Genomic DNA, 24,177 nt, shown 5'->3' on the forward strand with positions numbered 1-24,177 from the left:
GTCGCTTTGAAATCCTCGGGGCAATCTCTGAGAATGGTTGCCTTCAACAGGGCAATATCAGCTTCGGATTAAAAACATATGTTCAGAGACAAGACCATCCTGGTCACCGGCGGAACGGGCTCTTTTGGCCACAAGTTCATTCCGATGACGCTGGAGAAGTACAACCCGCGGAAAATCATCGTTTTTTCCCGGGACGAGATGAAACAGTGGGAAATGGCCAAGCTGTTTCAGGGCGACGACAGGATGCGTTTCTTCATTGGCGATGTTCGGGACAAGGATCGCCTGTACCGGGCATTGGATGGCGTGGATTATGTGGTCCACGCTGCGGCTACCAAGATTGTGCCGACTGCCGAATACAACCCCTTCGAGTGTATCAAAACCAACATCAACGGGGCGATGAACCTGATTGATGCCTGTATCGATAAGGGCGTAAAGGGCGTTGTCGCGCTCTCCACCGATAAGGCAAGCAGCCCGATCAACCTGTACGGGGCGACCAAGCTGGCCTCCGACAAGCTCTTTGTGGCCGGCAACTCCTATTCCGGTGGCCATGAGACCAAGTTTTCCGTGGTGCGTTATGGCAACGTGATGGGCTCGCGGGGATCCGTTATCCCGTTTTTCATGTCCATCAGGGACCAGGGCGTTCTGCCGATCACCGATCCGCGCATGACCCGCTTCATGATTTCCCTGGAGCAGGGTGTAGAGCTGGTCTGGCATGCCTTTGAGGACATGGTCGGTGGTGAGATCTATGTGAAGAAAATTCCGTCCATGAAGGTGAAGGATCTTGCCCGGGTGGTCGCCCCGGAGGCAAAACAGGAGGTGGTCGGCATTCGTCCCGGCGAGAAGCTACATGAGCAGATGATTGGCGCCGAGGATTCCTATTTCACCTACGAATATGAAGAGCACTTCAAGATCCTTCCGAACATCAACAATTGGGGATCCTGCGAGGAGCGGATCAAGGACGGTAAGAAGGTTGAGGAAGGCTTCGTCTACTCCAGCGACAACAATTCGGAGTGGATGACGGACGAAGCGCTACAGGCCTGGATCGAAGGCCATTTCAGTGAAATCGGAAAGATCTGAGCATGATTCCTTACGGCAAGCAGGAGATCACCCAGGCCGACATTGACGCCGTGCTGGACGTGCTGCACTCGGACTTCCTGACCCAGGGGCCCAAGGTGCCCGAATTCGAGGCAAAGGTAGCGGGCCATGTGGGCGCGAAGCATGCCCTGGCGGCGAACAGTGCTACATCGGCTTTGCACATTGCCTGTCTGGCGCTCGGGTTAGGCCCGGATGATTGGCTGTGGACCTCGCCCGTTACCTTTGTGGCCTCGGCGAACTGTGGTCTTTATTGCGGGGCCCGGGTGGATTTTGTTGATATTGATCCACGAACCTACAACCTCTGCCCCAAGGCACTGGCGGCCAAACTCGAGCAAGCCGAGCGGGAAGGGCGGTTGCCGAAGGTTCTGGTGGCGGTCCATCTCAGTGGTCAGTCATGCGATATGGCGGCCATTCATGAGCTGGGGCAGCGCTATGGTTTCCGGATCATCGAGGACGCGTCCCATGCGATTGGCGGCAAGTACAAGGGCGAGTTCATCGGTAGCGGTCGCTACAGCGATATCACGGTATTCAGTTTTCATCCGGTGAAGATCGTCACCACGGCTGAAGGCGGTATGGCCCTGACCAACGACGATCATCTGGCCTCTCGTATGAACCTGCTGCGCAGTCACGGAGTGACCCGCGATCAGAATCTGATGACCCGAGAGCCGGATGGCCCCTGGTATTACCAGCAGGTGGAACTGGGCTTTAATTATCGGATGACCGAATTGCAGGCGGCTCTGGGCGTCAGCCAGATGGACCGACTGGACGATTTCGTTGCCCGTCGTCATGAACTTGCAAAGCGTTATGACGATTTGCTGGCTGATTTGCCGGTGACTACGCCCTGGCAGCATCCGGACACCTATTCCGGGCTGCACCTTTATGTGATTCGTCTTCAGTTGGACACGATCAACAGGACGCACCGAGAGGTATTCGAATCCCTGAGAGAGCAGGGCATTGGTGTGAACCTGCATTACATCCCCGTCCATACCCAACCCTATTACGAGGCTATGGGCTTTGCCCCCGAGGATTTCCCGGAGGCCATGGCCTATTATCGCGAAGCCATCAGCCTGCCCATGTTCCATGGTCTGGAAGAAGGGCAGCAGGATGAGGTTGTCCGGGCGCTGGAGCGGGCCCTGGCATGACGGCCACGTTGTTGCTGCAGGCCAGGACCAGTTCTTCCCGGCTGCCGGCGAAGGTGCTGCTGCCGGTTGGCGGAATGCCTTTGGCGGTGCTGGCGGCCCGTCGTGCCGGAAATACCGGGCATCGGGTCCTTGTCGTTACTTCCCGTGAAACGTCGGACGATGTGCTTTGTGGTGTCCTGGAGGACTGGGGCACCGACTGTTTTCGGGGCGATCTGGAGAATACCCTGAAGCGATTTGTTGACGCACTTCAGGGCGTACCCGATGAGCACGTGGTGGTCCGCCTGACCGGAGACAATGTGTTTCCCGATGGCAGGTTCATCGACGAGATGCTCGAAGACTTCGAAAGGCGGGATGTTGCCTACCTTTGCTGCGGAGGCGAGGCGTCAGGTCTTCCTTACGGTGTCAGCGCCGAAATCACCCGGGCCGGGCTTCTGCGTGAAGCTCACCGTAATACGGACTCTGCGGCAGACCGCGAACACGTTACTCCCTGGGTTATCCGGCACTATGGCCGGAATACGTTTGACCGATACCAGGCCCGTGGCATGGGCCAGTATCGCTGCACGGTTGATACGCTGGACGATTATCTGCGGGTTTCGAGGGTATTTGCGGGAATTGAGGATCCCGCCGATGTTCCGCTGAACGAGTTGTTGGACCGACTGAAGCGGTATTCCGGTGACGTGGTAACCCCCGAACCCGCACGCCGTCTGGTGCTGGGCACCGCCCAGTTCGGGTTGGACTATGGCATAGCAAACCGGGTTGGGCGCCCCGGGCGGGATGTGGTGGATTCGTTGGTACGAACGGCTATCTCGAACGGGGTGCAGTACCTGGATACCGCCCGGGCCTATGGCAACAGCGAGAGGGCTCTTGGCAAAGCCCTTGCTGGAGGCTGGGGTTCCAGGGTGAAGGTTATTACCAAGTTGTCCCCGTTGGATGACTGCCCCGCTGATGCATCTCGCGAGGTGGCCAGGGTTTTTGCCGAACGCAGTGTGTATCAGTCCTGTCACGCTCTGGGGCTGTCGAGTCTGGATGTACTGATGCTGCACCGGGCCAGTCATCTGACGGCACATGGCGGCGAGGTCTGGGATGCCCTCCTCGGATTGCAGCAGCAAGGTGTGATTGGTGAATTGGGGGTGTCTGTCCAGTCCCCGCAGGAGGCGTTGGCGGCACTCGACCATGAGGAGGTGACGTTCATCCAGTTGCCCTTCAATCTCCTGGATTACCGCTGGGATGAGGTTGTGCCGCGTATTGTGGAAGTTCGTCGGCATCGTGCCCTGGTGGTTCATGCCCGCAGTGCCTTGCTGCAGGGACTGTTGACCACGGAGGCAGAAGCGTTGTGGCGGAGGGCCCGGTGCGCGAATGCTTCGGAGGTTAATGCCTGGCTCAGGACCCGGACTGACGAATACGCCAGGGGTGATAAGGTTGAGTTGTGCCTTCGCTTCGCGCTGTCCCAGCCCTGGATTGATGGCGTCGTGGTGGGTGTCGACACCAGACAACAGTTGGTGGATAACCTTGTGAGAGCGGGTGCCAGGCGCTGGTCTGAAAAGGAGTTGGCCTCGATCATGAGAGATAGGCCCACCGTACCACTGGATACCCTTGATCCCGCGACCTGGGAGAAAGCAAATGATTGAACTGTCGCAGCGATTTTCACTGGAGCGGCGTCGCATTCTGGTCACCGGTGCGACCGGGTATCTGGGCACGGCAATGGCCCGAGGCCTGGCAGAGATGGGGGCGACGGTGTTTGTCCATGGCAGGGATGCGCGGCGGGTAGAGGAAGCTGTGGCGTCTCTAAGGGAAAGGCAACTGGATGCGTTGCCAGCTGTTTTCGATCTCAATGATGATGAGGCCGTCCGTAACTGGTTTGCCGGGTACGGCGAACATGCCCTGCATGGATTGGTCAATAACGCCTATGCCGGCGGGGCGGGTGCGATTGAGACGGCGACGGAAGGGGACTACCGGGACAGTTATGAAGTGTCGGTAGTTGCCGCCCACCGGCTGCTACAGCTGGCACTTCCTTCCTTGCGGGCTGCGGTTAGCGCGTGTGGCAGTGCGTCTGTGGTCAATGTCGGCTCCATGTACGGAATGGTCAGTCCCGATCAGCGAGTTTATCCGGGCAAGGGGGCGGCCAATCCACCCTTTTATGGTGCTGCCAAGGCAGCGCTTTTGCAGTGGACCCGCTATGCGGCCTGTGAGTTCGGGGCTGAGGGGATTCGGGTCAATGCCATCTCACCGGGGCCATTTCCTTCCGAATCGGTACAGACTGCCAATCCTGAATTCGTAGAGACTCTGGCCGGCAAAGTGCCCATGGGCAGGATTGGTCAGGCTGATGAGCTTCAGGGGCCGTTGTCCTTTTTGATGTCGGATGCCTCCAGTTTTGTCAACGGTGCCAACCTCGTGGTCGATGGGGGCTGGACGTGCTGGTAGTGTTCCGGGCCGACGCCTCTGTTGAGATCGGAACGGGGCATATGATGCGGTGCCTGACCCTTGCAGATGAACTCCGGCATCAGGGGCATCAGTGCTGTTTTATTTGCCGGGACCACGAAGGGCATTTGGGGGAGCTGATCGTTCGCAAGGGCTATGAGCTCCATTTGCTGCCCGGTTCCAGGCGCGCCGGTGACCAGCCTGAAGAGGCGGCGAACAATCCCCACGCCGCATGGCTGGGTGTTTCCTGGCAGCAGGATGCAGAACAGACCCTGGAGGTGCTGTCTGCCATGGAGGCCGATTGGCAGGTGGTGGACCATTACGCCCTGGATGCCGATTGGGAACGGTGCGTTGCAGAGTCGGTTGACCGGATTTTGGTGATTGATGACCTTGCTGACCGCGATCATGAATGCAGCGTGTTGCTGGATCAGAATCTGGGGCGTGTGGCCTCCGATTATGATCAGAGAGTGTCGGCTGACTGCCTCCGTCTGATCGGCCCAACGTTCTCCCTCTTGCGCCCGGAGTTTGCGCGGCTTCGCGGACAAAGTCTGGAGCGGCGCCAAGATCCCGAGGTCAGGCGCATCCTGGTTTCTCTGGGTGGCGTGGATCGGGACAATGTTACCGGGCGTGTCCTGGATGCGCTGAAGGAGACGTCGCTACCGCCGGAAACGGAGCTGGATATCATTATGGGCGCCTCGGCACCTCACCTGGCAGAGGTGCAGGTACAAGCCGCTGAAATGCCCTTCAGGGCAACTGTTCAGGTCAACGTCAGCGATATGGCAGAACGCATGTGCCTCGCGGATTTGTCCATCGGGGCAGCCGGGGGGACTTCCTGGGAACGGTGTTGTCTGGGGTTACCGGCATTGCTGGTAGTGCTTGCCGATAACCAGGTGTCCGGCGCTGCTGCACTTGAGAGAGCCGGGGCTGCCCGCGTCATTGCTGGGCCGGATTCGCTTCAGGCGGAACTGCCTTCCGCATTGGCCGGAATGAGCGAGCCGGCGACACTCATGAGGATGAGTCACGCCGCCGCTCAGGTCACCGCCGGCGAAGGGGCTCGTCTTGTTGTGGATTCCATGGTGACCATCGCCGGGGGCGGACAATGACAGACCATAAGCTCAGGCCAATGATGGAGGCAGATCTTGAGCAGGTCCTGGCCTGGCGCAACCATCCGGATGTACGTCGGTACATGTACACCACCCATGAAATCGGGCTTGAAGAGCATCGGGCCTGGTTCGCAAGGGCGAGCGAGAATCCCGCTGTCCACTTGCTCATTTACGAACACCGAGGCCAGGCCAGTGGCTTTGTGAATATTACCCTTGGTCGCAGCCCGACGGTGGCGGACTGGGGTTTTTATCTCTCACCGGATGCGGAGCGCGGCACCGGCCGGTCACTGGGGAAAGAAGCGCTAACATATGCCTTCGAAGAGCTTTGCCTTCACAAGGTTTGTGGTCAGGCTCTCGGGTTCAATGAGCGCTCCATCGCGTTTCATACAGCCCTGGGTTTTACCGAAGAGGGGCGTTTACGGGATCAGCATTTTGATGGGGCCGAGTACCACGATGTGGTCTGTTTCGGGCTGCTGGATCATGAATGGCGGGTAAAGGTTAAGGAGCTGAATAATGAGTGAACCGAAAATCGCAATTGCAGGGCGCGAAATCTCCCGCAATCAGCCTCCCTACATTATCGCCGAGCTTTCTGCCAATCATAACGGCAAGCTGGAAACAGCGTTACGGATCATCGATGAGGCCGCCAAAGCCGGTGCGGATGCCGTGAAGCTGCAGACCTATCGTCCGGACACCATCACCCTTGATTCCGATGCCGAAGATTTCCGGATCAAAGGTGGCCTGTGGGACGGCCGGACACTGTATGAACTCTACGAAGAAGCCCATATGCCATGGGAGTGGCATAAGCCATTGTTCGAGCATGCTCGGAAGGTGGGTATCCCCATATTCAGCTCTCCCTTCGACACCACCGCGGTGGATCTGCTGGAGGATCTGAATGCTCCGGCGTACAAGATTGCATCTTTCGAGGCAGTGGACCTGCCGTTGATTCGCTATGTGGCGGCGACCGGGAAACCGATGATTATTTCCACTGGCATGGCCGACGCGGAGGAAATTGAAGAGGCCATCGCTGCGGCAAGGGAGGGTGGCTGCAAGGAATTGGCCATCCTGCATTGTGTCAGTGGTTACCCGGCTCCGGCGGAAGACTATAACCTGCGGACAATTGGCGACATGATTGAGCGCTTCGGTCTCGTGACCGGGCTATCAGACCACACATTGGATAACACCACCGCGATTGCCAGCGTGGTACTGGGTGCCTCGATTATCGAGAAACACTTCACTCTCGACCGCAATGGCGGCGGCCCGGATGATAGCTTCTCTTTGGAACCAGAGGATCTTGCCAATCTGTGCCGGGACAGTAAAACGGCGTGGAAAGCCCTGGGCAAAGTGGATTACGGTCGCAAGTCCAGTGAGCAGGGCAATGCGCAGTTCCGGCGCTCTTTGTATTTTGTCGAAGACATGGACGCCGGAGCCGTTATCACCGCAGAGTCTGTGAGAAGTGTGCGTCCGGGCTTTGGGCTGGCGCCGAAATTTATGGACGAGGTGATTGGCAAAGTTGTTAATCAGGACGTTCGGAAGAATACGCCGGTCAGGGCTGAAGTGATTCGGGGGTGGACGCCCTAGAATGGGGTCAGATGAAGGCTTTCATCAGATCCCAGTGCGGAGTTGAAGTTACCCAAGGGGTCTGAAGAACACTTTCTTCTGACCCCGAGTTCGATTTAAAAACGGGGTCAGATGAACAAGTTCATCAGACCCCTTACCAGATCCAAGGAGGAATAATGAAAAAAATCGCGGTAATCGGCCTGGGTTACGTAGGCTTGCCGCTGGCGGCTGCGTTTGGTGAGAAGCGTGAGGTCGTGGGCTTTGATATCAACGGCAAGCGCATTGCCGAGCTGAAGGACGGTGTGGATTTCACCCGGGAGGTGTCCCGGGAGGAGCTGGCGGCGGCCAAGGGGCTGTCGTTTACCGATCAGCTGGACGATATCGCCGATTGCCAGATCTTCATCGTGACGGTGCCGACGCCGATTGATGAGTACAAGTCGCCGGATCTGACGCCGTTGATCAAGGCCAGCGAGAGCGTGGGCAAGGTGCTCAAGCGTGGCGACATTGTGATCTATGAGTCTACAGTGTTCCCGGGAGCGACGGAGGAGGTCTGCGTCCCGGTGCTGGAGAAGTTTTCAGGCTTGGTGTTCAATCAGGACTTCTTTGCCGGTTACAGTCCGGAGCGGATCAACCCGGGGGATAAGGAGCACCGGGTAGCCTCCATCATGAAAGTGACCTCCGGCTCCACACCCGAGATTGCAGAGGAAGTGGATGCGCTCTACGCAGAGGTGATTACTGCGGGTACGCACAAGGCCAGCTCCATCAAAGTGGCGGAAGCCGCGAAGGTCATCGAGAACACCCAGCGGGACCTCAATATTGCTTTGATGAATGAGCTTTCCATGATCTTCTCCCGGATGAAGATTGACACCCATGAAGTACTGGCGGCGGCCGGTACCAAGTGGAATTTCCTCCCGTTCAAGCCGGGGCTGGTGGGTGGCCATTGTATCGGGGTAGACCCGTATTATCTGACCCATAAGGCGCAGGCCATTGGCTATCACCCGGAAATCATTCTGGCTGGTCGTCGGGTTAACGATAATATGGGGCCGTATGCAGCGGCCGAGTTGGTCAAGGCCATGATCAAGAAGGGGATGACAATTGCTGGTTCCAAAGTCTTGGTGATGGGCCTGACCTTTAAAGAGAACTGTCCGGATTTGCGAAATACCCGGGTAATTGATGTGATTCGGGAATTGGAAGATTTTGGTTGTCAGGTGGATGTGACCGATTGTTGGGCTGATAATGACGAAGCCCGGCATGAGTATGGTATTTCTCTGATTGATGAGCCTGAACAATCACAATACGATGCCGTTTTCCTTGCGGTTCCTCATCGTGAATATGCAGAAAAGGCCAGTTCTGAATTGCGGGCATATATGAAGGGTGACGGCGTGCTTTTTGATTTGAAGGGTGTGCTTGCATTGGGAGAGGCCGACCTCCGGCTTTGATTTCAATTATAAGTATATTCAACGAAGCCGCCTCTTGGCGGCTTTTTTATTTCAGTATCTTCATCAAATATCTTTGCCAAATAAATTTTGTTTGACTATTATTCTTTTCGACTTCGAGTCAATTCCCTTTTTTTAAAACCCTTCTTCAAATAAGGTTTTTAATTCCATGGCAAAGATTAACGACTACTACCAGAAAAAACAGCTTATGGAAAAGCTCGCGGCCGAGCTGGAGCAGCTCGAAAAAGACCAGGCCCTGAAAAAGGAACTGGACTTTGAAAACAAGGTTCGTGATTTGATGAAGGAATATGACAAGTCGCCGAAGGATGTACTTCAGATTCTTTCTGCTATTGATCCTTCGATTGGTGGTACCAAAGCAGATTCCGGCGCCGGCAGCCGTCCGAAGCGCCCGATGAAGACCTACAAGAACCCGCATACCGGTGAAGTGGTTAAAACCCGTGGTGGTAACCACAAGACTCTGAATGAGTGGCGGGAGAAGTATGGTAAGGAAGCTGTGCAGAGTTGGCAGCAGGATTGATTTTTAAGAAAGGGGTCAGAAGAATGAATTCTTCAGACCCCAGGGTTGGAGTCGAATTTGAAAATGGGGTCAGATGAAAGTTTTCATCTGACCCCGTCTTAAATCAAATCTCCCTGTTTAAGCCCAAATCCCATATTTCCGCGCAATCTCTTTCCTGAAGTTTTCAGACCCCAAAACCTTCCCATTATTTACCGTTTTTCGAATGGCTTCTTTTGTATTTTCTGCCATCGGCCGGGCAAATAGTTGCCGGTATTGTCGCAGTCTTTCTTGCGGGTTTTTGTCCAGACCCAGATAAAGCGGGTGAGGCTGATGCATGGCGCTGGTTTTTCCGAGGCCGTGGCATTGGTAACTGGACCACCAGTGATCTTCGGGATTATTGACCATTCCCGCATTGACCGGATTCATTTCGATATAGCGCTGGCAGGTAAGCAGGTAGTTTTCTGAATCCACCAGGCAGGAGCGAAAGCGGCCTTCCTATAATCCGCCGGTTCGGTCATACCGTCTGTTGAAATAACGGACATATCGCCGGCCAATGGCCTGCATGAATAATGAAATGCTTTTGTCGGTATCCGGGGTGGCGAGGAAATGAACGTGGTTGTCCATCAGGACCCACGCGTGCAGGGATACGCCGTGTTCTTTGGCGTAGTTTTTCATCAGGTTTGTGTAGAAAGCCTGGTCGCTGTTTCCGTGGAATATGACCTGGCGGTTGTTGCCGCGCTGGATGATGTGTTGAGGGATTCCGGCAGGGCAGAAGCGCTGGGTGCGGGGCATTTCATCACATCCTTGTGACTGCTGGGTTCATTTGGTGGGGGACTTTAGGGGGTTAGGAGGGCCGGAACTGTGAACCCGGTCACGGAGTGGGGGATTGGTGGTGCGAAGTTGGGGTCAGAAGAAAGCGTTCTTCTGACCCCGTCTTTGAGTCTGACTCCGGACTTGGCCTGAAATTGGGGTCTGAAGAACGTTTTCTTCAGACCCCGTCGTTGAATCTGACTCCTGGTTGGGGCTGAAATCGGGGTCTGAAGAAGGCCTTCTTCAGACCCCTGTGCCTGCGATTGTGAATAACCGCACACAAGCTGCTATCGCTTCTCGGATATAGTTCTCCCGTGGCTGATCAAAAAGAATCCAAAGTGGCCGCCTGCGATCGCTGGTAAAAAGAAGAATAAGCCGCGGTGGCAGTGGAGTCGGGCGTCGAAACTGGCTCTTGAACCTTTAATCAGAGATACAACCTATGAGACAGCGAGCGTATGGATACGCTGCCCTTACCGTGTTCTGCCTGGGTGTGGCGCCCGTTGCCTATGCAGAGCTTGAGCCCATTTCCGAGCAAAGGATGGGTGAGGTGACAGGGCAGGCTTTCATGAACATTGAGAACTTACCGGTGGGCACCACGGCCACGGGACATGAGTTCACGCGGATGACCGTGAATATGGACGTTGAAACGCGGGTCAATATCGATGATGTCGTCGTCGGTCAGATCGATGGTGGGGCGGACTTCGCGGCTTCCGATGTGGCTCTGGGGCACATCGCCCGTGACGGGGATGGTGCGCAGTATGATGGAGTGACCTATCAGGCTGGTGAGGCTGTTCCTTTCGAGGCCTATGATCCGTACATCGAGCTGGCGGTGGATCCGGATGCACTGAATCCGGACAACTCGGTCGGGCGGCTTTCGGGCTTCCGGATGGGGTTCAAGCAGGCCCGGGGTTCCGTGTCGTCAAATACCACCTCTTTCAGTGGCGATATTGGCCTGACGATTAATGACTCTTCGGGGAACCCGCAGCAGGCCACACTGTTTGGTTCCGATAATCTCGAAACCTCAAAACGCGCAACGCAGGTTGGTATTGCCGATGCCAACGGTGCTTGCGTACCTGGTGAAACATGCGCTCCTCTTTCCCAGCTGCGTTCGCTGATTGTTGGCGCCGATGACGGTGCCGGAGGTACCGGTTTCACGGACGATTTCTTTATCGGCTTTCAGCGGGAAGGGGTTGAATGGCAGAGTCCGGACGGGGCGAATGTGATTCAGGCCGGGCAGGGGGTGTTTATCAACCTGCCGACCAATATGACGGTGGATATGATTACATTGACGGGGCAGGGCCTGCCTAGGTTAAGGACGCATCAGGCGGATATCGGGGATGGCCTGTTTTAGGGGTGGTTGAAGATGGGGTCAGAAGAAGGCTTTCTTCTGACCCCGGAGTCTGGGTTCGCCTCGGAGTTTGGTTTCCAAAGCGGGGTCAGATGAAAGCCTTCATCTGACCCCTGGTTCAAGGCGCTGCCTCGGCGTTCGGTTTCCAACTTGGGGTCAGATGAAAACTTTCATCTGACCCCAAGTTCATCTTAAACTCCGTGCATCGTTCATATCAGCAGGAGTCTCCCCTTGATCCGTTCGTTCTACTGGCACGATTACGAAACCTTCGGTGTCGATCCGGTGCATGACCGGCCGGCACAGTTTGCCGGGGTTCGGACGGATGCGGATCTGAATATCATTGAGGATCCGCTGGTTATCTACTGCAAGCCGGCAGACGATTACCTGCCTTCCCCCGAAGCCTGTCTGATCACCGGGATTACGCCCCAGAAAGCGGTGGAAGAGGGTTATCCCGAAGCGGAATTCATCGCCCAGATCAACGAGGCGTTCAGCCAGCCCGGCACCTGTGTGGTGGGGTACAACAGCCTGCGGTTTGATGACGAGGTGACCCGGCATACGCTGTACCGGAACCTTCGCGATCCCTATGCCCGGGAATGGCAGAACGGGAATTCCCGCTGGGACATCATCGACATGGTGCGGCTGACCTACGCCCTGCGCCCGGAGGGTATCAACTGGCCGAAGAAGGAAGACGGCAGTCCCAGCTTCAAGCTGGAGGAGCTGACGGTGGCCAATGGCATCGCCCACGAGAGTGCCCACGATGCCATGTCGGATGTGGAGGCGACGATTGCCGTTGCCAAGCTGATCAAGGAGAAGCAGCCGAAATTGTTCGACTTCGTGCTGCAGCATAAGGACAAGCATTCGGCTCGCCAGATGTTGGACACGGGCACCATGAAGCCGGTGTTCCATATTTCCGCCAAGTATCCGGCCAGCCGGGGCTGTTGCGCGCTGGTGGCGCCGGTGGCGGAGCATCCTTCCAACAAGAACCTGGTGATTGTCTATGACCTGCGGGAGGATCCGGACGAGCTGATCGCGGCTTCGCCGGAACAGATCCGTGAGCGGGTGTTTACTTCCCAGGCGGAACTGGGAGAGGGTGTGAGCCGGTTCCCGCTCAAGGGTGTGCAGCTGAACAAGTGCCCGGTGCTGGCGCCGGCGAATATGCTTTCCACGCTCTCGGCGGAGCGTCTCGAAGAGCTGGAGCTGGATGGGGATGTGTTGCGTGCCAACCTCGCCAAGCTGCGTAAGGCACTGGATCTTCCGGCCCGCATTGCCGAGGCGTTCGACCAAGGTTTTGAGGGCAGTGACCTGACCGACCCGGACGAGCAACTCTATGCCGGCGGGTTTATCAGCAAGACCGACCGGGAGAAACTGAACTGGCTGCTGACCCAGCCGGTGGAGACCCTGGGTGAGCAGGAAATCCGCTTTGAGGATGACCGGCTGCAGGAGATGCTGTTCCGCTACCGCGCCCGGAATTACCCGAGCACCCTGATTGGCGAGGAGATGGAGCGCTGGGAGCAGTTTCGTTCCGAGCGCTTGATGCACCCGAAGAAGGGCTGGCGGTCGCTGGAGGCCTATGCCCAGGAGCTGCAGCGGCTGGCCGCGGATCCCGGACTGACGCCGGAGAAGCGGCATGTGCTGGAGGAGTTGCATTTTTATGGGGAGTCGCTGATTCCTTATGTGTGATGGGGGCAAAGGGGGTCTGAAGAAAACTTTCTTCTGACCCCATCCTGCACTCTATCTCTGAGTTGGCATCAAGTTGGGGTCTGAAGAAGGCATTCTTCAGACCCCTTAGCCCGATCAGACCCCGGTGCCGCGCCAGGCTCCTTTGCCAAGCCCCCGCCATTCGCCCAATAGCCTTTCCTCCCGCACTTCCGTACAATATCGCTCTTCTTTTCAACACATCCATTCTGTTCAGTCTGGAGCAAGGGCATGTCTGATATTAAAAAGGTGGTTCTGGCCTATTCCGGTGGCCTGGATACTTCCGTGATCGTGCGGTGGTTGCAGGATACCTACAATTGTGAGGTGGTGACGTTCACTGCCGACATCGGCCAGGGCGAGGAAGTGGAGCCGGCGCGCGCGAAGGCAGAAGCGCTGGGCGTGAAGGAAATCTACATCGAGGATCTGCGCGAGGAGTTTGTGCGCGATTACGTGTTCCCGATGTTCCGCGCCAACACCGTGTATGAAGGTGAGTACCTGCTGGGTACTTCCATTGCCCGCCCGCTGATTTCCCGTCGTCTGATCGAGATTGCCAATGAGACCGGCGCGGATGCCATCTCACACGGCGCGACCGGCAAGGGCAACGACCAGGTGCGGTTCGAGCTGGGTGCCTACGCGCTGAAGCCGGGTGTGAAGGTGATCGCCCCGTGGCGTGAGTGGGATCTGAATTCCCGCGAGAAGCTGATGGCCTACTGCGACGAGCGCAACATTCCGGTGGAGAAGAAGAAGGGCAAGAGCCCGTACTCCATGGATGCCAACCTGCTGCACATCTCCTACGAAGGCATCAACCTGGAAGATCCCTGGGCGGAAGCCGAGGAAGACATGTGGCGCTGGAGCGTGGCCCCGGAGAATGCCCCGGACAAGCCGACCTACATCGAGCTGACCTACCGCAAGGGTGACATCGTCGCCATCGACGGCCAGGAGATGAAGCCGCACGAGGTTCTGGAGCACCTGAACAAGGTGGCTGGCGCCAACGGTATCGGCCGGATCGACATCGTCGAGAACCGTTACGTGGGCATGAAGTCCCGTGGCTGCTACGAGACCCCGGGCGGCACCATCATGCTGCGCGCCCACCGTGCCATCGAGTCCATCACCCTGGACCGTGAAGTGGCGCACCTGAAAGACAGCATCATGCCGCGCTATGCCGAGGTGATCTACAACGGTTACTGGTGGTCCCCGGAGCGCGAGGCCCTGCAGGCGCTGATCGACAACACCCAGGAATACGTGAACGGCGTGGTTCGCCTGAAGCTGTACAAGGGTAACGTTGAGGTTGTTGGCCGGAAGTCCGACGATTCCCTGTTCGACGAGAAGATCGCGACCTTCGAGGAAGACCAGGGTGCTTATGACCAGAAGGATGCGGAAGGCTTTATCAAGCTGAATGCGCTGCGGTTGCGGATTGCGGCATCCAAGGGGCGGAAGCTCTGAGGTTGGGGTGATTTGAAATTGGGGTCAGATGAACGGCGTTCATCAGACCCCTGAGTTATGCGCCCAATGCCGGGGGTTAGCCCGCGGCACCGGGGTCAGATGAAAGCGTTCATCTGACCCCTTTTTTATGCCTTGGCACTGGGCTTGGCTCTTTCCCCAGGGGTCAGAAGAACGCTTTCTTCTGACCCCTTATTTACTTCTGACCCCTGAGTTAAAGATGGGGTCTGACCCCATTCGGGGTCAGACCCCGCCCTCCCGCCGGAACTCCCCTGGCGTCTTCCCCGCCACCGCCTTGAACTTCCGGTGAAACGACGTCGTTTCGCTATATCCCAGCCGCAAGGCAATATCCGGTATCGCCATATCGGTGTTCTTCAGGTAATCCTCGGCCATCTGTTGCCGCACGTCATCCAGCAGGCGCTGGTAAGAGACGCCTTCCTGGCTCAGTTTTCGTTGCAGGGTTCGGCTGGTCAGGCCCAGATCTTCAGCCACGAGGTCCTGGCGGGTGATGCCGTGGTTGAGTTGTTTCTGGATGCTGTGCTTAACCCGGGTGGTCAGGTCGCTGTCGGTCTCGAGGGAGGCCAGCTGGGTGAGGGCGTGGGCTTCCAGGGTTTTGCGGAGCAAGGGATCGGGCTGGCGCAGGCGGATTTCCAGCAGGGCTTTGGGCAGGGTGATGCAATCCTCGTGGGCCCCGAATGTGACGGGGCAGTGCCAACGCTCCTGGTAGGCAGCCTCCAGTTCGGGCCCCGGGGATTGCCGGCGCAGATGGACGGCGGTTGGTGAGGTCGTTGTGTCGTCTGCCAGCCAGCGGGCGTAGTTGATCCAGGAGGCAAACACGTTGTCCACCAGGTGCGGGCGGACCAGTGGATCCTCGTAGTTGCAGTTCCACGTCAGCGTGAGGGTATCGCCCTGCACGGAGAGGCGGGTAGTGCCCATGTCGCCAACCAGCCGCTCAAACGGCGCGATCCGGGCAACGGCTTCACCCAGGGTGGAGCAGCTCATGGTGATATAGCCGAGCACGCTGTAGGAGCCGGGCTGCACGAAATCGCCGGTCTCCAGGCCAAGGATGGGGTTGTCGGCCTGTTCCACCAGCTGGTGGATGAAATGCTGGAACTGTTCGCCGTTGATGCGACCGTCATCGGTGTCCAGGATGGCCGGGTCCAGGCCGGTAAGGGCGAGGATAGGCCGGGTATCGATGCCGGCGGCTTCGGCGGCACGAACGTATTGGCGCAGGGCAGCGACAGAAACGGTTCCGGGAGTAGTCATGGTATACGGCACGGCTTTGTTGTCGTTTGATGCCGAGTATACAGGAGAAGCAGGGAGGGGCTCAGGTCAAATAAAAAGGCCAGCTAAAAAGCTGGCCTGAAAACAAAGGAAAGAACGAAAGTGCCTGAAAAATTCGTTAATCCTGTGAACTCATCTCCCATATGGCGGCGGAGGTACTGCACGGCTCCTCCGCCATGGGGGATACTGCTTGAATCCACGGTTTTAGAGTACGTCTTTGAGATCGACATGTCTGTTTGTGAGTTGTGTCTCAGTGTTACGGATTGTTTTTCGGGGTTTGGGTAGGGGGATGTGAAGGTGGGGTCAGAAGAAGGCGTTCTTCTGACCCCGGGGTTCGGGCCGGCCTGGGAGTTCGGGGTCTAAGTTGGGGTCAGAAGAAAGCCTTCTTCTGACCCCGGAGTATGGCGCCGGGAGTGAGGGGTGAAATTGGGGTCAGATGAAGGTTTTTATCAGACCCCGGAGCCTGCTCAACCTGCCTGCAGCGCCCTTGGCGAGACTTCGGTGAGGCGGCTGGTCTCGTAGGCCGTCATCAGTCCTTCCAGGGCGGATCGTTCCATTTCATGCACGGATGCGGAGCCGGTGGTGCTGTCGGCGCGGCAGAGGACCATGCCGGCTTCCACCGAGATGTAGCCGACGGAGGTTTTCAGGGCCTTGTGGTTGATGCCGTCGAAGATGCGCCGGAAGGTGGCGGCGGTGCAGTGCTCGCGGTTCGGGACGTAGGCGATCAGCGCATACTGGCTGTCCCCCATTCGGCACAGCACATCGATGGGGCGGACCAGGGATTTCAGGCGGCGGGCGATGCCGGTGGCCAGTTCGCGCATGACCGAGGGCGGGTGCTTGCGGCTCAGGTCCTGCCAGTTGCGGATGCCGCACAGCACATACGCGGCGGCACCGCCCCGGGCTTCGGCGTGGCGCAGGGTCTTATCCAGGCGGTCCCGGGCATATTTGTGATTACACAGGCCGGTTTCCAGGTCGATGATGTTCGTGGATTCCAGTGCCCGGTTGTTCTCAAGCAGCAGGGCGTTGGCCTTCAGCAAGGTGTTTTGACGGTCGGCCATGCGGTCGGCGGCAAAGATCCGGGGGATCAGCTGCTTGGTCATGTCCGATTTGCAGATGAAGTCGTCGACGCCCCGGTCAAAGGCTTCCGACAGCGCCTCCACGCCTTCCCGGGCCGTGAGCAGGATCACGTAGGTGTAATGGTTGGCCTGCTCATCCTGTTGCCGCACCCGGTCCGTCAGCGCCAGCCCGTCCATTTCCGGCATCAGCCAGTCGGCGATCAGTACGCTCACCGGGCGCTGCTCGATCATCTCGAGCGCCGCGGGCGCGTCGTTGGCCACCCGTATGTCCCGGTAACCGGCATTTCGGAGGGTGCGCCCAACCACCATGCTGCTGAACTTGGCGTCATCGACTACGAGAATGGGCAGATCCAGATTTGGCATATCGTCTACTTCTTGTCAGTCCATTGTCAGATGCGGTGCTGGCCGGGGCTTGGTATGATCCTCGGCATAAATAGGGGGCTTGTGCCCAGGGGTCTGAAGAAAACCTTCTTCTGACCCCGGTTTCGACTCTGCCGCCAAGCTGGGGTCGGATGAAGGCTTTCATCAGACCCCGGAGTTGGCCTTGAGCCTGCGGGTTTGCACGTGGGGTCTGAAGAATGCTTTCTTCTGACCCCATTTTGGCGTGATCCGCTAAGCTGGGGTCAGAAGAAGGTTTTCATCAGACCCCGACATACCCCTATGTTTTTGCCAGTATACCTCTGCCTGTTTTTGGAGAATGACGACCATGCCCTCTTTTGACATAGTTTCTGAAATAGATATGCACGAAGTCACAAATGCGGTGGACCAGGCCAGGCGAGAGCTGGGCAATCGCTGGGACTTCAAGAATGTGGAAGCGGATATCGAGCTGGAGGGCGAGCGCATTACCATCAGTGCGGAGCAGGACTTCCAGCTGGAGCAGTTGAAGGACATGCTGCGGATGGCGTTTGCCAAGCGCAACATCGATACCCGTGCGCTGGCGGAGGACGGTGACAGCAAGGCCGGCAAGCTGGTGAAGCAGCACTTTACCCTCAAGCAGGGGATTGAAACCGACAAGGCCAAGAAGATCGTCAAGATGATCAAGGACCAGAAAATGAAGGTCCAGGCCAGTATCCAGGGCGACAAGGTGCGGGTGACTGGCAAGAAACGGGATGATCTGCAGGTGGCGATCGCTATGCTCAAGGAAGCCGAGCTGGATATTCCGCTGCAGTTCAACAATTTCCGCGACTGATCCGGAGGCATTCCTATCCTTTCCGACACCCGCTGGGCCCTGATCCGGGACACGCTCTATACCTACACCCGATGGCAGGTCATTGCCCTGTTGTTCCTGGGCTTTTCGGCGGGCCTGCCGTTCCTGCTGGTGTTCTCCACCCTGAATGCCCGGCTGGCGGATGTGGGCGTGGAGACCGCTACCATCGGGTTCTTCAGCTGGCTCGGAATTACCTATTCGATCAAGGTGTTCTGGGCGCCGGTGGTGGATCGCCTGAAGCTGCCAATACTGGACCGGGTGTTTGGCAAGCGCCGCAGCTGGATCCTGCTGGCACAGGCGGGTATTGCCACGGGGCTCTACCTGATGGCGCAGGTGGATGCGACGGTCAATCCCGAACTGATGGCCTGGTGCGGCCTGCTGGTAGCGTTTTCCTCGGCGACCCAGGACATCGGCATCGACGCCTACCGGATCGAGATTGCCGAGGAACGGCTGCAGGCGGCGCTGGCGGCGACTTACATTTTCGGTTACCGACTGGCGTTGCTGGTGGCCGGGGCGGGGGCCCTGTACCTGGCGGAGTTCTGGTCCTGGCAGGTGTCCTATGAGGTGATGGCGGCGCTGGTGGGCGTCGGGGCGCTGACCGTGCTGATCGCCCGGGAGCCGCAGGTCAATCACTTTGCCGCCGCGGCGGACATTGCCCACCAGATTGAAAACGAAGCCGCGAAGCGCAGCCACCTTTCTCCCCGCCTGGCCCGGTTGGCCGGCTGGTTCTATGCAGCGGTGGCCGGTCCCTTCCTGGACTTTTTCCGCCGGTACCGGGAGCTGGCCGTCGCCATTCTGGTGCTGGTGGCGGTCTACCGGATCTCGGACATCGCCATGGGCGTGATGGCGAATCCGTTCTACCTGGATTTCATGGGCTTCTCCAAGACCCAGGTTGCGGATGTGACCAAGATCTTCGGTTTCTTCATGACCATTGCCGGCTCGCTGGTCGGTGGTGTGCTGGTGGTGCGGTACGGCGTGCGCAAGATCCTGCTGGCTGGCGCGATCATGACGGCGGTGACCAACCTGCTGTTTGTGCTGCTGGCGCAGTATCCGCCGGATATTGTGACTCTGGCGGTCGTGGTCAGTGCCGACAACCTCAGTGGCGGGATTGCCAATGTGGCGTTGATTGCCTGGTTGTCGAGCATGACCAGTGCTTCGTTTACTGCAACCCAGTATGCGCTGTTCAGCTCGCTGATGACGTTGCCCGGGAAGTTTCTTGGCGGGTTTTCCGGGATTGTCGTGGCGGACTTCGGGTACGCCGAGTTCTTTACCCTCTCCGCGATCATGGGGATCCCGGCGATTATGCTGGTGTTGTTCCTGATGAGTCGGGGCGAGCGGCTGGATTCGTTGGCGCCGGGGGTGGAGGCCGAACGTGGGGTCGGCACAGGGGTCTGAAGAACTTGTTCTTCTGACCCCAACTTGGACAGCAGCTCCCGGGCTAGACTAAAAATGGGGTCAGAAGAAGGCTTTCTTCAGACCCCGATTTTGACTTTAACTTCTGGGGGCATATCCGAACTGGGGTCAGAAGAACGAGTTCTTCAGACCCCTTTGGCTGGGGCGAGACTCTGCTGTTGGGCTTGAACCGGGGTCAGAAGAAAGCGTTCTTCTGACCCCTCCCTTTCACGGTTGCCACTGATATCGCCGCATGGACACCCGTCCGTTGACCACGGCTACGCCCTCCGTCTCCAACCGTTCCACCTGAACCCGGAACATCTCCGAGTCCTTTGGAAAGGCAATCTCGCCGGAACTGCGGATTACCCGGAACCAGGGTACGTCGTGGCCGTCCGGCAACCGCCCCAGGGCGCGGCCGACGAAGCGGGCCTGGCGGCCGAGGCCGGCCATGTCGGCGACCTGGCCGTAGCTGGCGACGCTGCCCGGAGGGATGGCGTGGACGACTTGCCAGATTTTTTGTTCCTTGGTGGGTTCCATGGTTTGGAGGTTCGGGGTTGGGTGGAGTTGGCGGTGAAGGCGGGGTCAGATGAAGGCCTTCATCTGACCCCGTTTTTGGCTTTGGGGCTTCGGTCCTTACTCAGGGGTCTGAAGAAGGCTTTCTTCAGACCCCGACTTGGACGTCAGCTTCTGGGCCGGATCCAGATTGGGGTCAGAAGAACACGTTCTTCAGACCCCTGTGCTGGACCTCAGAGCCGCAGGCCGCCGTCGATTTCGATGACGCGGCCGGAGGCGTAGTCATTTTCGAAGATGAAGGCGACGGTGGAGGCGATCTCCGCCGGTTTGCCCATGCGCTTGAGCGGGATGCCGGCGGTCATTTTTTCAAGGGCTTCGGGCTTCATGGAGCCGGTCATTTCGGTTTCGATGAAGCCGGGGGCGATGCCCATGCAGCGGATGCCGTAGCGGGCGAGTTCCTTGGCCCACACCGGGACCAGCGCGGAGACGCCGGCCTTGGCGGCGGAGTAGTTGCTCTGGCCCATGTTGCCGGCGCGGGAGATGGAGGCGATGTTGACGATCACGCCCTGATCGCCGTTCTCGATCATGCGGGTGGCGGCTTCGCGGCCGCAGAGGAACACGCCGGTAAGGTTGACGTCGATGACGGATTGCCACTGGGACAGTTCCATGCGTTTCTCGACCTTGCCGTCTTTGACCTTGATCATCAGGCCGTCGCGCAGGATGCCGGCGTTGTTGACCAGGCCGTTGAGCTGGCCGAAGTCCTCGACGATGGCTTTGAAGGTGGCCTCCACCTCGTCTTCCTTCGCCACGTTGCAAACGTAGGTTTTGGCCTCGCCGCCGGCCTGGTTGCAGGCCTCGGCTGCTTCGGCCAGTTTCTCCGGCATCAGATCGATCAGTGCGACTTTGGCGCCTTTGCCCGCCAGGTATTCGGCCATGGCACGGCCCAGGCCCTGGCCACTGCCGGTGATTGCAATCACTGAATCTTGAAGTTTCATGGTTTGCCCTAATTGAGTTATCAGGTGGTTTTACGTTTCTGTGTGCCGCGATGAGTCGTTTTTGTGGTGGGGAGTATAACCGTGAACATGGGGTGAGATGAACTTGGGGGCCAGCACTTGGGGTCTGATGAAAGCTTTCATCTGACCCCTGCTTAGACCGGGACTTCGGGATCAGACCCAACTCGGGGTCAGAAGAACGAGTTCTTCAGACCCCTGTGCATATACAAATCAAGAGGAGGCACTTTGGCCATCTTTCTTTTCTTATTTATCGTCATGCCGATCGCCGAGATGGCGGTGTTGATTCAGGTGGGCGGCATGATCGGGGTGCTCAATACCGTCGGGCTGGTGCTGCTGACGGCGGTGATCGGTGCCTGGCTGTTGCGCCAGCAAGGGCTGGCGACGCTTTTGAAGGCGCGACAGCGGATGAACAGTGGCGAACTGCCAGCCAGGGAGGTGGCGGAAGGGCTGATCCTGGCGGTGGGCGGTGCGCTATTGCTGACGCCGGGCTTTATCACAGACACCATCGGCTTTCTCTGTCTGCTCCCGGGCAGTCGGCATTTCCTGGCGGCTCAGGCGCTCAAGCGACTTGTGATTTCCGGGCAGAGCAGCAGCTTCTATTTCCGGGCGGGCGGCGGCGACCCGTTCGGTCAGGATCCGTTTGGTGGCCGGGACAATCCCTTCGGCCGGCAGCGTCCGTTCGATCGCGACGGCAACGGTGACATCATTGAAGGTGAGTACCAGGACCAGACCGAGCGGGACCACGATCGCATCGAAAAAAAGTGAAAAATTTTTTCATCCGGGGTGTTGAAAATACCTACGCCAACCCCATTTAGGTCTCACAAGTTCGCTGCGGGCTGATATCGGCTGTAAATCAGCCGGTTATGCAGCCGGGCAATTTGGCTGGACAGGGCTTGTCTCCGTCCGACCTTATAAACAACTGTCATTGCCACATTAATCTGACTATTGGAGAAACCGAGCAATGAAAATTCGTCCGCTACACGATCGTGTTGTCGTGCGCCGTAAGGAAGAAGAAGAGAAAACTGCGGGTGGCATCGTGCTGCCGGGTAACGCCAAAGAGAAGCCTTCCCAGGGTGAAGTGATTGCCGTCGGTAACGGCCGCATCCTGGACAACGGCGAAACCCGCGCCCTGGCGGTCAAGGTGGGTGACACCGTGGTTTTCGGCCAGTACGCCGGTAACACCGTCAAGGTTGACGGTGAAGAGCTGCTCATCATGAGCGAGAACGACATCTACGGCGTGCTTGAGTGATCGCTGAGGCGACAGGCACGAACGCTCATTAATCCGATTGGTTCAATTTCGGTTTAACGAACAGGAATAGAAGACATGGCAGCAAAAGAAGTTAAATTCGGTGATAGCGCTCGCAAGCGCATGGTCGCAGGTGTCAACATCCTGGCGGACGCAGTGAAGGTAACCCTGGGTCCCAAGGGCCGTAACGTGGTTCTGGAGAAGTCCTTCGGCGCTCCGAACGTCACCAAGGACGGCGTGTCCGTGGCCAAGGAAATCGAGCTTGCCGACAAGTTCGAGAACATGGGCGCCCAGATGGTCAAGGAAGTCGCTTCCCAGGCCAACGAGAACGCCGGTGACGGTACCACCACTGCGACCGTTCTGGCCCAGTCCATCGTTAACGAGGGTATCAAGGCCGTTACTGCCGGCATGAACCCGATGGACCTGAAGCGCGGCATCGACAAGGCCACGACTGAGGCCGTTAAGGCGATTCGCGAAATGGCGACTCCCTGCAACGACAGCCGCAACATTGCCCAGGTTGGCACCATCTCCGCCAACGGCGACGAGACCATCGGCAAGCTGATCGCGGATGCGATGGAGCGTGTTGGTCAGGAAGGCGTCATCACTGTTGAGGAAGGCCGCAGCCTGGAAGACGAGCTGGACGTGGTTGAAGGTATGCAGTTCGACCGCGGTTACCTGAGCCCGTACTTCATCAACAACCAGGACAACATGTCTGCCGAGCTGGATGACCCGTACATCCTGCTGGTCGACAAGAAGATCTCCAACATCCGCGAGCTGCTGCCGGTGCTGGAAGCTGTAGCCAAGGCTGGCAAGCCGCTGCAGATCATCGCCGAGGACATCGAAGGCGAAGCCCTGGCCACTCTCGTTGTGAACAACATGCGTGGCATCGTGAAGGTCAACGCCGTGAAGGCGCCTGGCTTCGGTGACCGTCGCAAGGAAATGCTCCAGGACATCGCCATCCTGACCGGTGGTACCGTGATTTCCGAAGAGGTCGGCCTGACCCTGGAAAACACCACCCTGGATGACCTGGGCACTGCCAAGCGTGTCAACGTCACCAAGGAAAACACCACCATCATCGGCGGTGTCGGTTCCCAGGCGGACATCGAGGCGCGTGTGGAGCAGATCCGCAAGCAGATCGAAGACAGCACCTCCGACTACGACAAGGAGAAGCTGCAGGAGCGCGTAGCCAAGCTGGCTGGCGGTGTTGCCGTCATCAAGGTTGGCGCCGGCTCCGAAGTGGAGATGAAAGAGAAGAAGGCCCGCGTGGAAGACGCGCTGCACTCCACCCGCGCTGCCGTTGAAGAGGGCATCGTGGCCGGCGGTGGTGTCACCCTGATCCGCGCCATCGCTGCGCTGGACAAGGTTGATGCCATCAACGAAGAGCAGAAGGCCGGTGTCAACATCCTGCGCCGCGCCATGGAAGCTCCGCTGCGCCAGATCGTATTCAACGCTGGTGGTGAGTCTTCCGTAGTGGTCGCCAAGGTTCGTGACGGCGAAGGTGCCTTCGGCTACAACGCGGCCACCGAGCAATACGGCGACATGCTGGAAATGGGTATCCTGGATCCTGCCAAGGTGACCCGTTCCGCGCTGCAGGCCGCTGCTTCCGTGGCTTCCCTGATCATCACCACCGAGGCGATGGTTGCGGATGAGCCGCAGGAAGAAGGTGCCGGCGGCGGCATGCCGGACATGGGTGGCATGGGCGGAATGGGAGGCATGGGCGGCATGATGTAATGCCGGCCTGATCCCGACCGGGTCCCGAATTCCGGGATCTGGCCCGATCTACCCTGAAAAACCCCGTACCGGGTCACACTGGTGCGGGGTTTTTTCGTTTTTTGTCATGAACTTGCCCAAGGCCTTTGCTAGACTCGGATTCCAGACTTCCTTG

General features: G+C 58.1%; 23 protein-coding genes. 17 read left to right on the plus strand and 6 right to left on the minus strand.

Annotated elements, in window-relative coordinates; translation table 11 throughout:
• Positions 1-78: 78 nt before the first annotated feature.
• From pseB to MD273_RS05345, 9 genes are all read left to right on the plus strand, one after another.
• Positions 79-1,077, plus strand: a complete 999-nt coding sequence (gene pseB, locus MD273_RS05305) for a UDP-N-acetylglucosamine 4,6-dehydratase (inverting) (protein WP_239036720.1) — start codon at positions 79-81, stop codon at positions 1,075-1,077.
• 2 nt (positions 1,078-1,079) lie between these two features.
• Positions 1,080-2,237 carry a UDP-4-amino-4,6-dideoxy-N-acetyl-beta-L-altrosamine transaminase gene (gene pseC, locus MD273_RS05310; protein ID WP_239036721.1) on the plus strand — a complete coding sequence of 386 codons (1,158 nt, stop codon included), beginning with the start codon at positions 1,080-1,082 and terminating at the stop codon, positions 2,235-2,237.
• A complete protein-coding gene (locus MD273_RS05315; RefSeq protein ID WP_239036722.1) occupies positions 2,234-3,865 on the plus strand; it encodes an aldo/keto reductase in 1,632 nt (543 codons plus the stop codon). Before pseC ends, MD273_RS05315 begins: the two co-directional genes overlap by 4 nt.
• A complete protein-coding gene (locus tag MD273_RS05320; RefSeq protein ID WP_239036723.1) occupies positions 3,858-4,658 on the plus strand; it encodes an SDR family NAD(P)-dependent oxidoreductase in 801 nt (266 codons plus the stop codon). The genes MD273_RS05315 and MD273_RS05320 overlap by 8 nt, the downstream gene beginning before the upstream one ends.
• Positions 4,649-5,758: a UDP-2,4-diacetamido-2,4,6-trideoxy-beta-L-altropyranose hydrolase gene (gene pseG, locus MD273_RS05325; RefSeq protein WP_239036724.1), complete on the plus strand. Its 1,110-nt coding sequence runs from the start codon at positions 4,649-4,651 to the stop codon at positions 5,756-5,758. Before MD273_RS05320 ends, pseG begins: the two co-directional genes overlap by 10 nt.
• Positions 5,755-6,279 (plus strand): UDP-4-amino-4,6-dideoxy-N-acetyl-beta-L-altrosamine N-acetyltransferase, encoded by a 525-nt coding sequence (pseH, locus tag MD273_RS05330; RefSeq protein WP_353050294.1) that lies wholly within the window; start codon positions 5,755-5,757, stop codon positions 6,277-6,279. Before pseG ends, pseH begins: the two co-directional genes overlap by 4 nt.
• Positions 6,272-7,336, plus strand: a complete 1,065-nt coding sequence (gene pseI, locus MD273_RS05335; RefSeq protein WP_239036725.1) for a pseudaminic acid synthase — start codon at positions 6,272-6,274, stop codon at positions 7,334-7,336. Before pseH ends, pseI begins: the two co-directional genes overlap by 8 nt.
• Before the next feature lie 155 nt (positions 7,337-7,491).
• Positions 7,492-8,754 carry a Vi polysaccharide biosynthesis UDP-N-acetylglucosamine C-6 dehydrogenase TviB gene (gene tviB, locus MD273_RS05340; protein ID WP_239036726.1) on the plus strand — a complete coding sequence of 421 codons (1,263 nt, stop codon included), beginning with the start codon at positions 7,492-7,494 and terminating at the stop codon, positions 8,752-8,754.
• 166 nt (positions 8,755-8,920) lie between these two features.
• The gene (locus tag MD273_RS05345; RefSeq protein ID WP_239036727.1) at positions 8,921-9,289 is read left to right on the plus strand and encodes a histone-like nucleoid-structuring protein, MvaT/MvaU family; all 369 of its coding nucleotides are present in this window, start codon (positions 8,921-8,923) and stop codon (positions 9,287-9,289) included.
• Positions 9,290-9,406: 117 nt separating this feature from the next.
• Here the strand turns inward: MD273_RS05345 and MD273_RS05350 are convergent, their stop codons facing one another.
• On the minus strand, positions 9,407-9,739 hold the full coding sequence (locus MD273_RS05350) for a hypothetical protein (RefSeq protein WP_239036728.1): 333 nt from the start codon (positions 9,737-9,739) through the stop codon (positions 9,407-9,409).
• Between the two features lie 24 nt (positions 9,740-9,763).
• A complete protein-coding gene (locus tag MD273_RS05355; protein ID WP_239036729.1) occupies positions 9,764-10,060 on the minus strand; it encodes a transposase in 297 nt (98 codons plus the stop codon).
• Positions 10,061-10,517: 457 nt separating this feature from the next.
• Here MD273_RS05355 and MD273_RS05360 point away from each other — a divergent pair, with 457 nt between their 5' ends.
• The 3 genes from MD273_RS05360 to MD273_RS05370 all read left to right on the plus strand — a co-directional run bounded on the left by MD273_RS05360 (position 10,518) and on the right by MD273_RS05370 (position 14,564).
• The gene (locus MD273_RS05360) at positions 10,518-11,429 is read left to right on the plus strand and encodes a hypothetical protein (RefSeq protein ID WP_239036730.1); all 912 of its coding nucleotides are present in this window, start codon (positions 10,518-10,520) and stop codon (positions 11,427-11,429) included.
• A 228-nt stretch (positions 11,430-11,657) separates the two neighbouring features.
• Positions 11,658-13,106, plus strand: coding sequence for an exodeoxyribonuclease I (gene sbcB, locus MD273_RS05365; RefSeq protein ID WP_239036731.1), 1,449 nt, complete (start codon positions 11,658-11,660; stop codon positions 13,104-13,106).
• Between the two features lie 246 nt (positions 13,107-13,352).
• On the plus strand, positions 13,353-14,564 hold the full coding sequence (locus MD273_RS05370; protein WP_239036732.1) for an argininosuccinate synthase: 1,212 nt from the start codon (positions 13,353-13,355) through the stop codon (positions 14,562-14,564).
• A gap of 240 nt (positions 14,565-14,804) precedes the next feature.
• Here the strand turns inward: MD273_RS05370 and MD273_RS05375 are convergent, their stop codons facing one another.
• Together MD273_RS05375 and MD273_RS05380 are read right to left on the minus strand one after the other, a co-directional pair.
• The gene (locus MD273_RS05375; RefSeq protein WP_239036733.1) at positions 14,805-15,827 is read right to left on the minus strand and encodes an AraC family transcriptional regulator; all 1,023 of its coding nucleotides are present in this window, start codon (positions 15,825-15,827) and stop codon (positions 14,805-14,807) included.
• Positions 15,828-16,312: 485 nt separating this feature from the next.
• Positions 16,313-17,284 (minus strand): response regulator, encoded by a 972-nt coding sequence (locus MD273_RS05380; RefSeq protein WP_239036734.1) that lies wholly within the window; start codon positions 17,282-17,284, stop codon positions 16,313-16,315.
• A gap of 343 nt (positions 17,285-17,627) precedes the next feature.
• Between MD273_RS05380 and MD273_RS05385 the strand changes: the two genes are divergently transcribed.
• Together MD273_RS05385 and MD273_RS05390 are read left to right on the plus strand one after the other, a co-directional pair.
• Positions 17,628-18,110 (plus strand): YajQ family cyclic di-GMP-binding protein, encoded by a 483-nt coding sequence (locus MD273_RS05385; protein WP_239036735.1) that lies wholly within the window; start codon positions 17,628-17,630, stop codon positions 18,108-18,110.
• A gap of 42 nt (positions 18,111-18,152) precedes the next feature.
• On the plus strand, positions 18,153-19,523 hold the full coding sequence (locus MD273_RS05390; RefSeq protein ID WP_502846045.1) for an AmpG family muropeptide MFS transporter: 1,371 nt from the start codon (positions 18,153-18,155) through the stop codon (positions 19,521-19,523).
• A 225-nt stretch (positions 19,524-19,748) separates the two neighbouring features.
• Here MD273_RS05390 and MD273_RS05395 read toward each other — a convergent pair whose 3' ends face one another.
• Complete coding sequence (locus MD273_RS05395) at positions 19,749-20,057, minus strand: MGMT family protein (protein ID WP_239036737.1); 309 nt, start codon at positions 20,055-20,057, stop codon at positions 19,749-19,751.
• A 209-nt stretch (positions 20,058-20,266) separates the two neighbouring features.
• Positions 20,267-21,028, minus strand: coding sequence for an SDR family oxidoreductase (locus MD273_RS05400; RefSeq protein WP_239036738.1), 762 nt, complete (start codon positions 21,026-21,028; stop codon positions 20,267-20,269).
• 243 nt (positions 21,029-21,271) lie between these two features.
• Between MD273_RS05400 and MD273_RS05405 the strand changes: the two genes are divergently transcribed.
• The 3 genes from MD273_RS05405 (at position 21,272) to groL (ending at position 24,023) form a co-directional block, all read left to right on the plus strand.
• A complete protein-coding gene (locus tag MD273_RS05405) occupies positions 21,272-21,811 on the plus strand; it encodes an FxsA family protein (RefSeq protein WP_239036739.1) in 540 nt (179 codons plus the stop codon).
• 196 nt (positions 21,812-22,007) lie between these two features.
• Positions 22,008-22,295, plus strand: coding sequence for a co-chaperone GroES (groES, locus tag MD273_RS05410; protein ID WP_011785505.1), 288 nt, complete (start codon positions 22,008-22,010; stop codon positions 22,293-22,295).
• A gap of 75 nt (positions 22,296-22,370) precedes the next feature.
• Positions 22,371-24,023: a chaperonin GroEL gene (groL, locus tag MD273_RS05415; protein ID WP_239036740.1), complete on the plus strand. Its 1,653-nt coding sequence runs from the start codon at positions 22,371-22,373 to the stop codon at positions 24,021-24,023.
• The last annotated feature ends 154 nt before the right edge of the window (positions 24,024-24,177 follow it).

It is taken from the genome of Marinobacter sp. C7, assembly GCF_022343555.1.
GTDB lineage: Bacteria > Pseudomonadota > Gammaproteobacteria > Pseudomonadales > Oleiphilaceae > Marinobacter.

Bases quoted from the DNA above. Each gene is read 5' to 3' on its own strand.
- MD273_RS05400 (WP_239036738.1), bottom strand. From the start codon at position 21,028: ATGAAACTTCAAGATTCAGTGATTGCAATCACCGGCAGTGGCCAGGGC.
- MD273_RS05355 (WP_239036729.1), bottom strand. From the start codon at position 10,060: ATGCCCCGCACCCAGCGCTTCTGCCCTGCCGGAATCCCTCAACACATC.
- pseB (WP_239036720.1), top strand. From the start codon at position 79: ATGTTCAGAGACAAGACCATCCTGGTCACCGGCGGAACGGGCTCTTTT.
- MD273_RS05370 (WP_239036732.1), top strand. From the start codon at position 13,353: ATGTCTGATATTAAAAAGGTGGTTCTGGCCTATTCCGGTGGCCTGGAT.
- MD273_RS05315 (WP_239036722.1), top strand. From the start codon at position 2,234: ATGACGGCCACGTTGTTGCTGCAGGCCAGGACCAGTTCTTCCCGGCTG.
- MD273_RS05385 (WP_239036735.1), top strand. From the start codon at position 17,628: ATGCCCTCTTTTGACATAGTTTCTGAAATAGATATGCACGAAGTCACA.
- pseC (WP_239036721.1), top strand. From the start codon at position 1,080: ATGATTCCTTACGGCAAGCAGGAGATCACCCAGGCCGACATTGACGCC.
- groL (WP_239036740.1), top strand. From the start codon at position 22,371: ATGGCAGCAAAAGAAGTTAAATTCGGTGATAGCGCTCGCAAGCGCATG.
- MD273_RS05375 (WP_239036733.1), bottom strand. From the start codon at position 15,827: ATGACTACTCCCGGAACCGTTTCTGTCGCTGCCCTGCGCCAATACGTT.
- MD273_RS05380 (WP_239036734.1), bottom strand. From the start codon at position 17,284: ATGCCAAATCTGGATCTGCCCATTCTCGTAGTCGATGACGCCAAGTTC.
- tviB (WP_239036726.1), top strand. From the start codon at position 7,492: ATGAAAAAAATCGCGGTAATCGGCCTGGGTTACGTAGGCTTGCCGCTG.
- pseI (WP_239036725.1), top strand. From the start codon at position 6,272: ATGAGTGAACCGAAAATCGCAATTGCAGGGCGCGAAATCTCCCGCAAT.
- MD273_RS05320 (WP_239036723.1), top strand. From the start codon at position 3,858: ATGATTGAACTGTCGCAGCGATTTTCACTGGAGCGGCGTCGCATTCTG.
- MD273_RS05360 (WP_239036730.1), top strand. From the start codon at position 10,518: ATGAGACAGCGAGCGTATGGATACGCTGCCCTTACCGTGTTCTGCCTG.
- MD273_RS05345 (WP_239036727.1), top strand. From the start codon at position 8,921: ATGGCAAAGATTAACGACTACTACCAGAAAAAACAGCTTATGGAAAAG.
- groES (WP_011785505.1), top strand. From the start codon at position 22,008: ATGAAAATTCGTCCGCTACACGATCGTGTTGTCGTGCGCCGTAAGGAA.
- MD273_RS05395 (WP_239036737.1), bottom strand. From the start codon at position 20,057: ATGGAACCCACCAAGGAACAAAAAATCTGGCAAGTCGTCCACGCCATC.
- pseH (WP_353050294.1), top strand. From the start codon at position 5,755: ATGACAGACCATAAGCTCAGGCCAATGATGGAGGCAGATCTTGAGCAG.